Source organism: uncultured Pseudomonas sp., assembly GCF_913774235.1.
Taxonomy (GTDB): domain Bacteria; phylum Pseudomonadota; class Gammaproteobacteria; order Pseudomonadales; family Pseudomonadaceae; genus Chryseomonas.
Map to the genome: position 1 here is coordinate 831,337 of NZ_CAJYDW010000012.1, position 15,130 is coordinate 846,466.

11 protein-coding genes are annotated in these 15,130 nt (G+C 65.7%); all 11 read left to right on the plus strand.

The annotated features are described in order from the left end of the window. Positions 1–19: 19 nt before the first annotated feature. Positions 20–325 (plus strand): STAS domain-containing protein, encoded by a 306-nt coding sequence (locus QZ471_RS13420; RefSeq protein ID WP_295464465.1) that lies wholly within the window; start codon positions 20–22, stop codon positions 323–325. Next, positions 322–2,496, plus strand: a complete 2,175-nt coding sequence (locus tag QZ471_RS13425; RefSeq protein ID WP_295464467.1) for a chemotaxis protein CheA — start codon at positions 322–324, stop codon at positions 2,494–2,496. Before QZ471_RS13420 ends, QZ471_RS13425 begins: the two co-directional genes overlap by 4 nt. Positions 2,497–2,509: 13 nt before the next feature. Continuing rightward, positions 2,510–4,948, plus strand: coding sequence for a methyl-accepting chemotaxis protein (locus QZ471_RS13430; RefSeq protein ID WP_295464469.1), 2,439 nt, complete (start codon positions 2,510–2,512; stop codon positions 4,946–4,948). Between the two features lie 54 nt (positions 4,949–5,002). Further along, positions 5,003–7,708 carry a methyl-accepting chemotaxis protein gene (locus tag QZ471_RS13435; protein WP_295464470.1) on the plus strand — a complete coding sequence of 902 codons (2,706 nt, stop codon included), beginning with the start codon at positions 5,003–5,005 and terminating at the stop codon, positions 7,706–7,708. Positions 7,709–7,758: 50 nt separating this feature from the next. Beyond that, positions 7,759–9,927: a methyl-accepting chemotaxis protein gene (locus QZ471_RS13440; protein WP_295464472.1), complete on the plus strand. Its 2,169-nt coding sequence runs from the start codon at positions 7,759–7,761 to the stop codon at positions 9,925–9,927. Between the two features lie 6 nt (positions 9,928–9,933). Further along, positions 9,934–10,458, plus strand: a complete 525-nt coding sequence (locus tag QZ471_RS13445; RefSeq protein ID WP_295464473.1) for a chemotaxis protein CheW — start codon at positions 9,934–9,936, stop codon at positions 10,456–10,458. Positions 10,459–10,523: 65 nt separating this feature from the next. After that, positions 10,524–12,182 (plus strand): methyl-accepting chemotaxis protein, encoded by a 1,659-nt coding sequence (locus tag QZ471_RS13450; protein WP_295464475.1) that lies wholly within the window; start codon positions 10,524–10,526, stop codon positions 12,180–12,182. Next, complete coding sequence (locus tag QZ471_RS13455; RefSeq protein ID WP_295464477.1) at positions 12,182–12,664, plus strand: chemotaxis protein CheW; 483 nt, start codon at positions 12,182–12,184, stop codon at positions 12,662–12,664. Before QZ471_RS13450 ends, QZ471_RS13455 begins: the two co-directional genes overlap by 1 nt. Before the next feature lie 11 nt (positions 12,665–12,675). Continuing rightward, a complete protein-coding gene (locus QZ471_RS13460) occupies positions 12,676–13,479 on the plus strand; it encodes a protein-glutamate O-methyltransferase CheR (RefSeq protein ID WP_295464479.1) in 804 nt (267 codons plus the stop codon). A 70-nt stretch (positions 13,480–13,549) separates the two neighbouring features. Next, complete coding sequence (locus tag QZ471_RS13465; protein ID WP_295464482.1) at positions 13,550–13,993, plus strand: chemotaxis protein CheD; 444 nt, start codon at positions 13,550–13,552, stop codon at positions 13,991–13,993. Next, entirely contained in the window at positions 13,990–15,060 is a 1,071-nt protein-coding gene (locus QZ471_RS13470) for a chemotaxis response regulator protein-glutamate methylesterase (protein ID WP_295464484.1), read from the plus strand. The genes QZ471_RS13465 and QZ471_RS13470 overlap by 4 nt, the downstream gene beginning before the upstream one ends. The last annotated feature ends 70 nt before the right edge of the window (positions 15,061–15,130 follow it).

Here is a 15,130-nt window from a genome sequence, read left to right on the forward strand (position 1 = left end):
TAGCCCGCGGAGGTTGCCCATGAACGACGTCGTTCGTACTCGCTTACCCCTCTCCGGGCCCCTGACCATCTACACCGCAGCGGACAGCAAGCCGCTGCTGATGGAGCCCCTGGCCGCCGGTGTCACCCTGGCCCTGGAACTGGCCGAGGTCGACGAGTTCGACTCGGCCGGCTTGCAGCTGCTCCTGCTGGCGCAGCGGGAAGCGCGCAATCTGGGCGGCGCTCTGGAGCTGATCGACCCCAGCCCGGCGATCACCGAATTGCTGGAGCTGGCCGGTCTGACCCAGTTCTTCATGCCCACCCCGACCGAGGAGGTGGCCGCATGAACATGGACGAGATTCTCAAGACCTTCATCGCCGAGAGCGAGGAACTGCTGGTGCAGATGGAGACGGCGCTGCTGCAGATCGAGCAGGCGCCGGAGGACATGGAGCTGATCAATGCCATTTTCCGTGCGGCCCACACCATCAAGGGCTCGGCGGGGCTGTTCGGCCTGGATCATGTCGTCGCCTTCACCCATGTCGCCGAAAGCGTGCTCGACCGCATCCGCAGCGGCGAGCTGGCGTTCGACGAGACGCTGTCCGCGCTGTTCCTGGAAGTCTGCGATCACCTCAACGGGCTGATCGCCCGGGTGTCCTCCGGCAGCGAGCCCGAGGCCGACTTCCAGGCGGCCGGTGCCGCGCTGGTACAGCGGCTGGAACACTACCTCACCCCGACGGGCGCCAAAGCCAGCGCCCCGGCTAGCGCGGCGCGGGCACCCATTCTCACGCCTGACGGCGTGGCAGCGAGCCATTGGCACCTGTCGCTGCGTTTCGGGCCGGACATGCTGCGCAACGGCATGGACCCCCTGGCCTTCGTGCGCTACCTCAACAGCTTCGGCCGCATCGTCAATATCGTCACCCTCGTCGACGCCATCCCCGCCGCCGCCGAAATGGACCCCGAGACCTGCTACCTGGGCTTCGAAGTGGCCTTCGAGAGCGACGCCGACAAGGAAACCATCGAAGGGGCCTTCGAGTTCGTTCGTGAAGACAGCGACATTCGCATCCTGCCGCCCCACAGCCGCAGCAGCGATTACTGCAAGCTGATCGAAGACCTGCCCGAGGAAGATCTGCGCCTGGGCGAGATCCTGGTGCGCTGCGGCACCCTGACGCCCCATGAACTGGACGACGTGCTACGTCGTCAGTCCAATCCGGACCTGCCGCGGCAGCCCATCGGCGAGGCCTTGCTCGAAGCCCACCTGGTCAATCCGCCGGTGATAGACGCGGCGCTGAACAAGCAGCGCAAGGTCAAGGAACAGCGCAGCGCACCTGCGGGCGACAATCAACTGATCCGCATCGACGCGACCAAGCTCGACCAGCTCATCGACCTCATCGGCGAGCTCATCATCGCCGGTGCCGGAACCCAGCTCATCGCCCAGCAGAGCGGCCTGGCCGAGCTGGTGGAATCCACCGGGGTGCTGTCGCGACTGGTCGAGGAGGTGCGCGACACCGCCCTGACCCTGCGCATGGTCCAGATAGGGACCACCTTCAACCGCTTCCAGCGCGTGGTGCGCGACGTCTCCAAGGAACTCGGCAAGGACATCACCCTGAGCATCAGCGGCGGTGACACCGAGCTGGACAAGACCGTGGTGGAGAAGATCGGCGATCCGCTGACCCACCTGATCCGCAACGCCATGGACCACGGCATCGAGTCCGCCGAGCTGCGTCTGGCGCGGGGTAAACCGGCCCAGGGGACCGTGGGGCTGCACGCCTACCACGAGTCCAGCAGCATCGTCATCGAGGTCACCGACGACGGCGGCGGCCTGTCCCGCGAGCGCATCCTGCGCAAGGCCACCGAGCGGGGCCTCATCGCCGAAGGCCAGGTGCTGCCGGATCGCGACGTCTTCAACCTCATCTTCGAGCCCGGCTTCTCCACCGCCGAGCAGATCAGCAACCTGTCCGGCCGCGGCGTCGGCATGGACGTGGTCAAGCGCAACATCACCGCCCTGCGCGGCAGCGTCGATCTCACCAGCGAAGAGGGGCGCGGGACCCGGGTGACCATCCGGCTGCCGCTGACCCTGGCGATCATCGACGGCTTCCTCATCGGTGTCGGCAGTGCCACCTACGTGGTGCCCCTGGATGCGGTGGAGGAGTGCATCGAACTCACCGACGCCACCGGTGCCCAGGGCCGTGGCAACGACTACCTGGACCTGCGCGGCGAGGTCCTCCCGGTGCTGCGCCTGCGCCAGCTGTTCGCCATCGAGGAGACTCCGCCGCGGCGCCAGAACGTGGTGGTCGTGAACTACGCCGGCCGCCGTGCCGGCCTGGTGGTGGACCAGTTGCTCGGCGAATTCCAGACCGTCATCAAACCCCTGGGGCCGCTGTTCGGCCATAACCGCAGCCTGGGTGGCTTCACCATCCTCGGCAGCGGCGCCGTGGCCCTGATCCTCAGCGTACCCGGCCTGATCGGCCAGGTATCCCAGGGCGCCGCGCGGGCTGCCGCGGCAGCCACCCTTTCCTGATAGGACGTTCGACATGACTGTAAGTAAGAGGATGGCGTTGCTGGTGGTGTCGGCCCTGCTCGGGATCGTGCTGCTGGCCGGGTTCGCCTACGTTCAGTTGGCGACGGTCTATGACCGCGCCAACTACGGCAACGAGAACACCGTACCGTCGATCCTGGCCATCGACGCCATGGACGCCCACTCGGCGGACATCATCACCGACCTCTACCGGCATCTGGCCGCCACGGGCGAGGTGGCGACCGCTGCCGTCGAGAAAGAACTGGCCGAGGATCAGCGACTCACGGCTGAGGCGCTGAAGAACTATGAGTCCTTGATTTCCGATGACACCGATCGGCGCATGCTCCAAGACGATGTCCAGGCTGTCGCTGCGCTGAATCAGCTCGCGACCAAGGTGCTTCCGCTGTCTCGTGCCAGCCGGGATGAAGAGGTCAAGCAGCTCCTGGAAGACAATCGCAACGTCATCGTCCATGTCGGCGACATGCTCGACGCCCACCGGGCCTACAACCAGAAACTCGGCGCCACCCAAGCGGAAGTCGCCAGCCAGACCCGTCATCAGGCGACCCTGCTGTCCATCGGCATCGCCCTGGCGACCCTGCTGGGCATCGGTCTGCTCGGTTTCTTCATCACCCGCAACCTGCTGCGGCAGCTGGGCGGCGAGCCGAGTGCCGTGGCAGCTGTCGCCACACGGGTCGCAGCGGGCGACCTGCCCGACGACCTGCGTCTGCGCCAGGGCGACGACAAGAGCCTGATGGCTGCCATGCAGCTCATGGTGACGACCCTGCGCGGACTGGTGGCGGACATGTCGCGGATGTCGGCTGAGCATGATCGTGGCGAGACCGACGCCCGCATCGCGACCGAGAACTTCCAGGGTACCTTCCGCAGCATGGCCGAAGGCGTCAACGCCATGGTCGCCGGTCACCTGGAGGACTCGCGCAAGGCCATGGCCTGTGTGAAGAGCTTCGGCGAGGGCGATCTGTCGGCGCCACTGGAACGCTTCCCCGGCAAGAAGGCGGTGATCAACGACAACCTGGAGCAGGTACGCGGCAACATCCAGACCCTGGTGGCCGAGATGAACCAGGTCTCCCAGGCACACGACCGCGGCGAGACCGATGCCCGTATCCCCGTGGAGCGCTTCCAAGGCACCTTCCGCAGCATGGCCGAAGGGGTCAATGCCATGGTCGCCGGTCACCTGGAGGACTCGCGCAAGGCCATGGCCTGCGTGAAGAGCTTCGGCGAGGGCGATCTGTCGGTTCCTTTGGAGCGCTTCCCTGGCCAGAAGGCGGTGATCAACGACAACCTCGAACAGGTTCGCAGCAACATCCAGCGCCTGGTCGAGGACGCCAACCAACTGAGCCAGGCCGCCATGGCCGGGCGACTGGACAGCCGCGCCGATGCCAGTGCCCACCAAGGCGACTTCCGCCGCATCGTCGCCGGCATCAACGGCACCCTGGACGCCATCGTCGCCCCGGTCAACGAGGCCATGGCCGTGATGAGCGGCCTGGCCCAGGGCGACCTGAGCCGTACCGTGAACGGCGACTACCAGGGCCAATTGCTGGAACTGAAGAACTCCATCAACGGCACCGTCGGCAAGCTGAACCAGATCATCGGTGACGTGCGCCTGTCGGCGGATGCCCTGGCCAGCGCCTCGGAAGAAATTTCCGCCACCGCCCAGAGCATGAGCCAGGCCAGCACCGAGCAGGCGGCGTCGGTCGAGGAGACCAGCGCCAGCGTCGAGCAGATGTCGGCCTCCATCGCCCAGAACACCGAGAACGCCAAGGTCACCGACGGTATGGCCGGCAAGGCGGCGCGCGAGGCGGGCGAGGGTGGTCAAGCGGTGGGCGAGACCCTGGTGGCCATGAAGACCATCGCCGACAAGATCGGCATCGTCGACGACATCGCCTACCAGACCAACCTGCTGGCGCTCAACGCGGCCATCGAAGCGGCCCGCGCCGGCGAGCATGGCAAGGGCTTCGCGGTGGTGGCCGCCGAGGTGCGCAAGTTGGCCGAACGCAGCCAGGTGGCGGCCCAGGAAATCGGCACCGTGGCCAAGAGCAGCGTGGCCCTGGCCGAGCGCGCCGGCACCCTGCTGGACCAGATCGTGCCGTCCATCAGCAAGACCTCCGAACTGGTGCAGGAAATCGCTGCGGCTAGCGAAGAGCAGAGCGGTGGGGCGAGCCAGATCAACGGCGCCATGCTGCAACTGAGCCAGATCACCCAGCAGAACGCCTCCGCCTCGGAAGAGCTGGCGGCTACCTCGGAGGAAATGAGCGGCCAGGCCGAGCAACTGCAACGCCTGATGAGCTTCTTCCACACCGGCGAGGCACGCGCGGTGCAGGATCTGGATCGCGCCTTGGCGACGACCAGGCCAAGGGCGGCACGGGCCAGCCTGCCGGTCAAGCGAACCGGTACCAGTGGGAACGTGCCGGAAGGCTTCGCCCCCTTCGAGTCCTGACTACCCCTCTGACCCTATACGGCCGTCCTGTACGGCCTTTCCGAGAGTGCCTCCATGACTACAAGACAAAAACTACAAGCCCTGCTGGGTGCAGCCGCCTTGGGCGTTCTGTTGCTGGTCGGGGTAGCGCACTATCGGAGCGAACAGCTCGTCACCGGGCTCACCTCCGGTAGCGACAGTGCCAGCACGCGCCTCGAGGCACTCGAAGAGATCGACAACAGCCGTGCCGAACTGGTAGCGGCCCTGTACCGCGGTGCGCTGGCGAACGAGGCGACAGAGGTGGCAGTGGCTGGACAGCAGGTCGTCAGCGCCAGGCAGCGTATCGAGCAAGGGCTCGCCCACTATGACAATCTGGTCGCGGATGACCGCGAACGGACGTCCTTGGCTGCCGACCGCGCCAGCGCCAGTGCCTTGATCACGCTGAGCGAACAGGTCCTGAGCCTGCTGACGCAGAACCGTGCCGCCGAGGCCCAGACCCTGCTGCGGAGTCAGGCGGACCTGTCGAGTGCGCTCGGCAAGGCCCTGCAAGAGCATGGCCGCTACGTCCGCAGCCTCGCTCAGCAGGGCCAGCAGGTCGCGCTGCAGGCCAAGAGCCAGACGACGATGCTCCTGCTGTTCCTCGGCCTGGCTACCCTGGCGGCCCTGGTGCTGCTGGGTTTCGCCACCCGCAATCTGCTGCGCCAATTCGGCGGCGAACCCGCCATGGTCACCGCGCTAGCGAGACGTGTCGCCGAGGGCGAGTTGCCCGATGACTTCGCCGTACGCGCCGATGACCAGACCAGTCTGCTGGCGGCCATGCACAACGTGATTGGGCGGTTGCGTGGGCTGGAAGGGGAGATGGCCCGCATGGCCAGCGCCCACGAGCGGGGCGACATCGATGTCCGCCTGTCCACCGAGCGGCTTCAGGGTACCTTCCTGGGGCTGGCGAACGACGTGAATGCCATGGTGACCGGTCACCTGGAGGACTCGCGCAAGGCCATGGCCTGCGTGAAGAGTTTCGGCGAGGGCGACCTGTCCGTCACGCTGGATCGCCTCCCCGGTCAGAAAGCCTACATGACCGACGCCCTCGAGCAGCTGCGCAGCAACATTCAGGCGCTGATGAGCGAGATGCAGCACATGTCCCACGAGCACGATGCGGGCGACATCGACGTCTGCATCGATGCCGAGCGCTTCCAGGGTTCCTATCGCCAGATCGCCAACGGCATCAATGCCATGGTGGCGGGTCACATCGCGGTCAAGAAGAAGGCCATGGCCTGCATCAAGGCCTTCGGCGAGGGCGATCTGTCGGCGCCGCTGGAACCCTTCCCCGGCAAGAAGGCCTTCATCAACGACAACATCGAGCAGCTGCGCAGCAACATCCAGGCGCTGATGAGCGAGATGCAGCACATGTCCCACGAGCACGACGCGGGCGATATCGACGTCTGCATCGATGCCGAACGCTTCCAGGGTTCCTATCGCGAGATCGCCAATGGCATCAATGCCATGGTGGCGGGTCACATCGCGGTCAAGAAGAAGGCCATGGCCTGCATCAAGGCCTTCGGCGAGGGTGATCTGTCGGCGCCGCTGGAGCGCTTCCCCGGCAAGAAGGCCTTCATCAACGACAACATCGAGCAGGTGCGCGGCAACATCCAGCGCCTGATCGACGATGCCCAGCAACTGAGCCAGGCCGCCATGGCCGGTCGGCTGGACACCCGTGCCGACGCCGCTGCCCACCAGGGTGATTTCCGCCGCATCGTCGCCGGCATCAACGGCACCCTGGACGCCATCGTCGCGCCGCTCAACGAAGCCATGGCCGTGATGAGCGGTCTGGCCCAGGGCGATCTGAGTCGCACCGTGGAAGGCAACTACCAGGGCCAGTTGCTGGAATTGAAGAACTCCATCAATGGCACCGTCGGCAAGCTGAACCAGATCATCGGTGACGTACGCCTGTCGGCCGATGCCCTGGCCAGCGCCGCGGAAGAGATCTCCGCCACCGCCCAGAGCATGAGTCAGGCCAGCACCGAGCAGGCGGCATCGGTCGAGGAGACCAGCGCCAGCATCGAGCAGATGTCGGCCTCCATCGCCCAGAACACCGAGAACGCCAAGGTCACCGACGGCATGGCCGGCAAGGCCGCGCGCGAGGCCGGCGAAGGCGGCGAGGCGGTACGCAATACCACCGTGGCGATGAAGACCATCGCCGACAAGATCGGCATCGTCGACGACATCGCCTACCAGACCAACCTGCTGGCGCTGAACGCGGCCATCGAAGCGGCCCGCGCCGGCGAGCATGGCAAGGGCTTCGCCGTGGTGGCCGCCGAGGTGCGCAAGCTGGCCGAGCGCAGCCAGGTGGCCGCCCAAGAAATCGGCGACGTGGCCAAGAACAGTGTGGCCCTGGCCGAACGTGCCGGCACCCTGCTGGACCAGATCGTACCCTCTATCGGCAAGACCTCCGAGCTGGTGCAGGAAATCGCGGCAGCCAGCGAAGAGCAGAGCGGTGGCGCGAGCCAGATCAACAGCGCCATGCTGCAACTGAGCCAGATCACCCAGCAGAACGCCTCGGCCTCCGAAGAACTGGCGGCCACCTCCGAGGAGATGAGCGGCCAGGCCGAGCAACTGCAACGGCTGATGAGCTTCTTCCATAGCGGAGGAACCCGAGCGACGCAGGACCTGGAGCGCGCGCTCAGCGCTGCCTCGCCCAAGAGCGCCCGGATGCCGGGCCAGACACTCCGCACCGGCACTTCGGCGAACATTCCCGAAGGCTATACCACCTTCGATTCCTAACGTTTCAACTTTGGCCGACCGTTGCGGGCGGCTGCTTGGAGAAGGCTGACATGACCGTCATCAAGAAAATGCTGTTGCTGGTGCTCTTCGCCCTCATGGGCATCCTGCTACTGGCCGGGGTGGGGCAATACCAGATCGAGAAGGTGTTCGACGCCGCCAACTACGGTAACGACAACACCGTGCCCAGCCTGCGGGCCTTGGGTGACGTCAATGACAGTCGCTCCGACTATGTCGCGTCCATCTACCGCCATGTGCTGTCTTCCGATGAACAGTCCATGACCGCTGTCGAGCAGGACATCGCCGCTGCCAAGCAACGCCTGGAGCAGAGCCTGAGCAAGTACGAAGGCCTCCTCTCGGATGATCGCGACCGAGCGCTGCTGGCCGCCGATCGCACTGCGGTCGCGGGGTTGTTCGCCCTGGGCGACAAGGTGATCGCCCTGTCGCGGCAGAATCGCAACGACGAAGCCCAGGCGTTGATGCGCAGCCAGGCGAGTGTCCTGAATGCGGTCAACGGTGCCATCGACCAGCACGTCGACTACAACCAGGGTCTGGCACAGCAGGGTGTGGCTGTCGCGGTCAAGACCAAGGGCCAGGCCACGTTGCTGGCGCTGGTCATCGCCCTGGCCACGCTGGTGGCGGTGGGCCTGCTGGGCTTCTTCATCACCCGCAACCTGCTGCGCCAACTGGGCGGCGAGCCGGCCACAGTGGCTACGGTAGCCGCTCGGGTGTCCGCAGGCGATCTGCCGGATGACCTCAAGCTGCGCGCCGGTGACAAGACCAGCCTGATGGCGGCCATGCAGAACATGGTCGACACCTTGCGCGGCCTGGTGGCGGAAATGACCACCATGGCGAGCGCCCACGACCGTGGCGAGACCGCTGTCCGCATTCCCGTAGAGCGCTTCCAAGGCACCTTCCGCAGCATGGCCGAAGGCGTGAATGCCATGGTTGCCGGCCACCTGGACGACTCGCGCAAGGCCATGGCCTGCGTGAAGAGCTTCGGTGAGGGCGATCTGTCAGCGCCGCTGGAGCGCTTCCCTGGCCAGAAGGCGGTGATCAACGACAACCTCGAACAGGTGCGCAGCAACATCCAGCGCCTGGTCGAGGACGCCAACCAGCTGAGCCAGGCCGCCATGGCCGGGCGGCTGGACAGCCGCGCCGATGCCAGTGCCCACCAGGGCGACTTCCGCCGCATCGTCGCCGGCATCAACGGCACCCTGGACGCCATCGTCGCCCCGGTCAACGAGGCCATGGCCGTGATGAGCGGCCTGGCCCAGGGCGACCTGAGTCAGAGCGTGCAGGGTAATTACCAAGGGCAACTGCTGGAGTTGAAGAACTCCATCAACGGTACCGTCGACAAGCTGAACCAGATCATCGGGGACGTGCGTCTGTCGGCCGATGCCCTGGCCAGCGCCTCGGAAGAGATCTCCGCCACTGCCCAGAGCATGAGTCAGGCCAGCACCGAGCAGGCGGCATCGGTCGAGGAGACCAGCGCCAGCGTCGAGCAGATGTCGGCCTCCATCGCCCAGAACACCGAGAACGCCAAGGTCACCGACGGCATGGCCGGCAAGGCCGCGCGTGAGGCGGGCGAGGGTGGCCAGGCGGTGGGCGAGACCCTGGTGGCGATGAAGACCATCGCCGACAAGATCGGCATCGTCGACGACATCGCCTACCAGACCAACCTGCTGGCGCTCAATGCGGCCATCGAAGCGGCCCGTGCCGGCGAGCACGGCAAGGGCTTCGCCGTGGTGGCCGCCGAGGTGCGCAAGCTGGCCGAACGCAGCCAGGTGGCCGCCCAGGAAATCGGCACCGTAGCCAAGAGCAGCGTGGCCCTGGCCGAACGCGCCGGGTCATTGCTCGACGAAATGGTGCCGTCCATCAGCAAAACCTCCGATCTGGTGCAAGAAATCGCCTCCGCGTCCGAAGAACAAAGTAGCGGAGTAGAGCAGATCAACAGCGCCATGATGCAACTGAGCCAGATCACCCAGCAGAACGCCTCGGCCTCCGAGGAGTTGGCGGCCACCGCCGAAGAAATGAGCGGCCAGGCCGAGCAACTGCAACGCCTGATGGGCTTCTTCCACACCGGCGACGGCACTCGTGCCGCCCAGGACCTGAACCGTGCCATCGACCAGGTACGCCCCGCGCGAGCGGCGCAACCAGTCGTGCGAGCGCCCAAGGCCGCTGGTGGTCTGCCGGCTGGTTATGTCCGCTTCCCGGAGTGATGGAACATGAATGCCCTGACCCTTGAAGACATCGCCCAGGACACCCTGGGCCACCAGCACCTGACCTTCGTGGTGGCTGGCGAGACCTATGCCGTGGATACCCTGGTCGTGCGCGAGATCCTCGAATTCGGCCAACTGACCCAGGTGCCGCTGATGCCGCCGTGCATCCGTGGCGTGATCAACCTGCGTGGCGCCGTGGTGCCCGTCATCGACCTGGAGGCCCGCTTCGGCGGGACGCCGACCCGGGTCGGTCCGCGGACCTGCATCGTCATCCTCGAGGTGGCCGATGCCGAAGACACCCAGGTGCTGGGTGTGGTGGTGGATGCGGTGAGCGAGGTGCTGGAGATCGAACCGGCGCAGATACGTCCGGCGCCGGCTTTCGGCAGCCGTCTGGAACCCCACTTCATCGCCGGCATGGTCAAGCTGGGCGAGGGCTTCCTAATCCTGCTCGATGTCCAGCGGGTGCTGGATGTCACGGAGTTGGCGAATGTGGCCCAGGGCTTGGCCCCAGGACCCAACACCGGAAATTAAATCTGGCGCCCGCCGTGGCGCCGCCGCTCTATTCAATCGGACTCGGCGCTGGAGGCGCTTATCCTATGCTCAACAATCTTCGCGTCTCTACCAAACTGGCGGTCGGTTTCGGGGTCGCCATCTTCATGCTGTTGCTGGTCATGGGCGTTGCAATGCTGAACATGGAAAAAATGAAGGAAGCGGCCGACACCATGTCGCAGCGCAACTTCCCGCTGACCGTGCTGGCCAACACCCTTACCCGCAACACCCTGGATTCCGGCCGCATGATGCGCAACCTGCTGTTGCAGGACAGCGCCGATATCCAGGCCAGGACCAAGACCCTGGAAGACATCAAGCGGGTGCGCGCCGAAAATGCGGAGACCTTGGCCGAGCTGGGTCGGCGCGTACAGAGCGACGAGGGCAAGCGCAAGCTCAATGCTGTCATCGAGAGTCGTCAGCGCCTGCAAGACAAGTACACCGAATTCTTCCGTCTGCTGGATGTTGATCGTGGTCAGGCGCGGGATTTTCTGCTCAACGTGTTCGCGCCGAACAATACCGAACTGGTCTCGGCGGCCAGCGCGCTCAACGAGCACCAAGCCCAACGCATGACCGCCTCCGGCGAAGAAGCCGCCGCTGCCTACGTGGACGCCCGCAACCTGATGATGGTAATCGGCGTCGTTGCCGTGCTCCTGTCCATCCTGCTCGGCTACCTGATCACCCGCAGCCTGATCCGCCAATTGGGTGGCGAGCCGGCCTATGCCGCCGAGGTGGTGCAACGCGTCGCCAAAGGCGATCTGACCGTCGAGGTGAAGACCCGCGAGGGTGACACCACCAGCATGCTGGCCTCGGTTCGCACCATGACCATCACCCTGGCGCAGATCATCAGCGACGTGCGCAGCTCGGCCGATGGCCTGGCCAGTGCCTCCGAGGAAGTCTCCGCCACTGCTCAGAGCATGAGCCAGGCCAGCACCGAGCAGGCGGCGTCGGTCGAAGAGACCAGCGCCAGCATCGAGCAGATGTCGGCGTCCATCGCCCAGAATACCGAGAACGCCAAGGTCACCGACGGCATGGCCGGCAAGGCTGCCCGCGAGGCGGTCGAGGGTGGTCAGTCGGTGCGGGATACCCTGGTGGCCATGAAGACCATCGCCGACAAGATCGGCATCGTCGACGACATCGCCTACCAGACCAACCTGCTGGCGCTCAACGCGGCCATCGAAGCGGCCCGTGCCGGGGAGCACGGCAAGGGCTTCGCGGTGGTGGCCGCCGAGGTGCGCAAACTGGCCGAGCGCAGCCAGATCGCAGCCCAGGAAATTGGCACCGTGGCCAAGAGCAGCGTGGCCCTGGCCGAGCGCGCCGGGTCCCTGCTGGATGAGATGGTCCCCTCCATCAACAAGACCTCCGACCTGGTCCAGGAAATCACCGCGGCCTCCGAAGAACAGACCGCCGGGGTGGAGCAGATCAACAGCGCCATGATGCAGCTGAGCCAGATCACCCAGCAGAACGCCTCGGCTTCCGAAGAGCTGGCGGCCACCTCCGAGGAGATGAGCGGCCAAGCCGAACAGCTGCAGCAACTAATGGAATACTTCACCCTGAGCGACACGGCTGCGACCAGTTCGGCGGTACCCCGCCAGACCCTCAAGAAAGCCGCGCTGGCGGCGGTCGAGCCTACCTCGTCGCGCCCACGCCGGGCGGCGCGCGGTGCGACCGCACCGGACGGCTTCGTCCGCTTCGAGGAGCATGCCTGATGAACGGCGCGGCGCTGTCCCGGCAATTCCTGACCTTCCAGCTGGCGGGTGATCTCTATGGCGTACCTACCGGTTGCGTCCGGGAGATCATCGAATACGGCGCCGTCACGGCGGTGCCCATGCTGCCGCCAGCGTTGCGCGGTGTCATCAACCTGCGTGGCGCCGCCGTGCCGGTGGTGGACCTCGGCATGCGCTTCCACCAGCAACTGACCGAGACTTCCCGCCGCAGCTGCATCGTGGTCCTGGAAATCCAGGTCGGTGAGCGCGCCCAGGTCTTCGGCATCGTGGTCGACGCCGTCTGCGAGGTGCTGGAGTTGGCCAGCGAGGCCATCGAGCCGGCGCCCCGCTTCGGCGCTTCGATCCGTACCGACTTCATCCTGGGCATGGCCAAGCAGGGTGCAGGCTTCATCATCCTGCTCGACATGGACCGTGTCCTGGGTGAGGACGACCTCGCCCAGCTCGCCGACATGTCCGCTGCCTGAACGAGGCCAAGATGGATCTTCCCGCGCTCAGTGACAGCGAATTCCGGCAATTCCGCAGCTTCATCTTCAAGGTCGCCGGCATCAGCATGTCCGATGCCAAGCGCCCGCTGGTGAGCGGTCGCCTGGCCAAGCGGGTGCGCCAGCGAGGCACGCCGAGCTACGACGCCTACTTCCAGCTGATCCAGCGCGACCAGGCGGAATGCCAGATGGCCGTGGATCTGCTGACCACCAACGAAACCTACTTCTTCCGCGAACCCAAGCACTTCGATTTCCTGCGCGAGAAGGTGCTGCCGACCTGGGATCGTCGGCAACCGCTGCGGCTCTGGAGCGGTGCCTGCTCCTCGGGCGAGGAACCCTATACCCTGGCCATGACCCTGGCCGAAGGGCTGGGTGAGCGACCCTGGGAAATCCTCGCGTCCGACCTCAGCACCCGGGTGCTGGCCACGGCGCGCAAGGGGCAGTATCCGCTGACGGAAGCGGAAGGCATTCCACCCGCGTTGCTCCGGCGCCACTGCTTCAAGGGCGTCGGTGAAAACGAAGGTACCTTCCTGGTGGACCCGCGGCTCGCCTCCCGGATCTCCTTCCGGCAGATCAACCTGAACAACTCACTGCCCGAACTGGGCACCTTCGACATCATCTTCCTGCGCAACGTCATGATCTATTTCGACATCCCCACCAAGCGCCAGGTGGTGGAACGGCTGGTGCGCACCCTGAGACCCGGGGGATACTTCTTCATCAGCCACTCGGAAAGTCTGAATGGCGTAACCGATGCCCTGAAAATGGTCAGTCCCTCCATCTACCAGCGACCGGTCTGAGGCGATGTCCAGCCCGCCGGAGCTCTTTCTCCGTCCTGGCGAGTGGTATTTCGGCCAGGGCGACAGGCTGGTGCGTACCATCCTGGGCTCCTGCGTGTCCTTCGTGTTCTGGCACCCGGATCGTCGCCTGGGTGGCATGACCCATGCGCTGCTACCCTCCCGTCACCGACCCGCACCGGGCGTGGCCCCCGACGGCCATTACGTCGACGAGTCCCTGGACTTGATGCTGGCCGCCATCGCCCGCCATGGTGGTGATCTGCCGGGGTATCAGGTGCACCTGTACGGCGGTGGCAACATGTTTCCGCAGATCCTGCGCGGGCGGGTCAAAAACATCGGCGACCTCAATGTCGACACTGCGCTGGCCCAGCTCGCCCGCGTCGGTTTGCGCTCCATCCGGACGCACGTCAGGGGCGACGGTCATCGCAAACTGTCCCTCAGCCTCGTCGATGGCCGCGTACTCATACAACAGGTGGAGGTGACCTACACTCCGCCGCTCACGAGAACTACCTCATGAACAAGATCAAGGTCCTCATCGTCGACGATTCCGCGGTGGTGCGTCAGGTACTCGCCCAGAGTCTCGCCGAGGACCCTGCCATCGAGGTCATAGGCGTCGCCGCCGATCCGGTGTTCGCCCAGGACAAGATGCGCAAGCAGTGGCCCGACGTCCTGGTGCTGGACGTGGAGATGCCGCGCATGGACGGCATCACCTTCCTCAAGAAGATCATGGCCGAGCGCCCCACGCCGGTGGTGATCTGCTCCACCCTCACCGAAAAGGGCGCCGCTACCACCCTGCAGGCCATGGCTGCGGGCGCGGTGAGCATCGTGACCAAGCCCCAGGCCAACCTCAAGCAGTTCCTCAAGGATGCCTCGGATGATCTGGTCAGCGCGGTGAAGGCCGCCGCGCGGGCCAACCTCAAGCGACTCGCACCCCGCGCCGCGCCCGTGGCACCGCCGCCCAAGCTCAGCGCCGACGCCATTCTGCCGGCGGGCGGCAGCGCCGCCATGGCCCGTACCACCGAGCGCATCGTCGCCCTGGGCACCTCTACTGGCGGTACCCAGGCGCTGGAAGCCGTGCTCACCACCTTGCCGCGGGTCTGCCCGGGTATCGTGGTGGTTCAGCACATGCCCGAGCGCTTCACCGCCGCCTTCGCCGAGCGCCTGGATCGTCTCTGCGAATTGGAGGTGCGCGAAGCCCGCCACGGTGATCGCGTCCTGCCCGGCCGGGTGCTCATCGCCCCGGGCGGTCGCCACATGCTGCTCAAGCGCAGCGGTGCCCAGTATCTGGTGGACGTCATCGACGGCCCGCCGGTGAGCCGGCACCGGCCTTCGGTGGACGTGCTGTTCCGCTCGGTGGCCAGGGCTGCCGGCAGCAATGCCCTGGGCATCATCATGACCGGAATGGGCGACGACGGCGCCCGGGGACTCAAGGAACTCCGCGAGGCCGGCGGCCGTACCCTCGGTCAGGACGAGGACAGCTGCGTGGTCTACGGCATGCCCAAGGAAGCCATGAAGCTCGGTGCGGTGGAGCAGGAAATCGGCCTGGGTCAGATCGCGGCGGCCATTCTCAAAGCCGGGTACTAGTGTGGTGCTTCAGAAGTTAACTGCACAATTTTGGCGGCGCTTTTTCGGCCTGTGCGGCGTTGCCACTCCT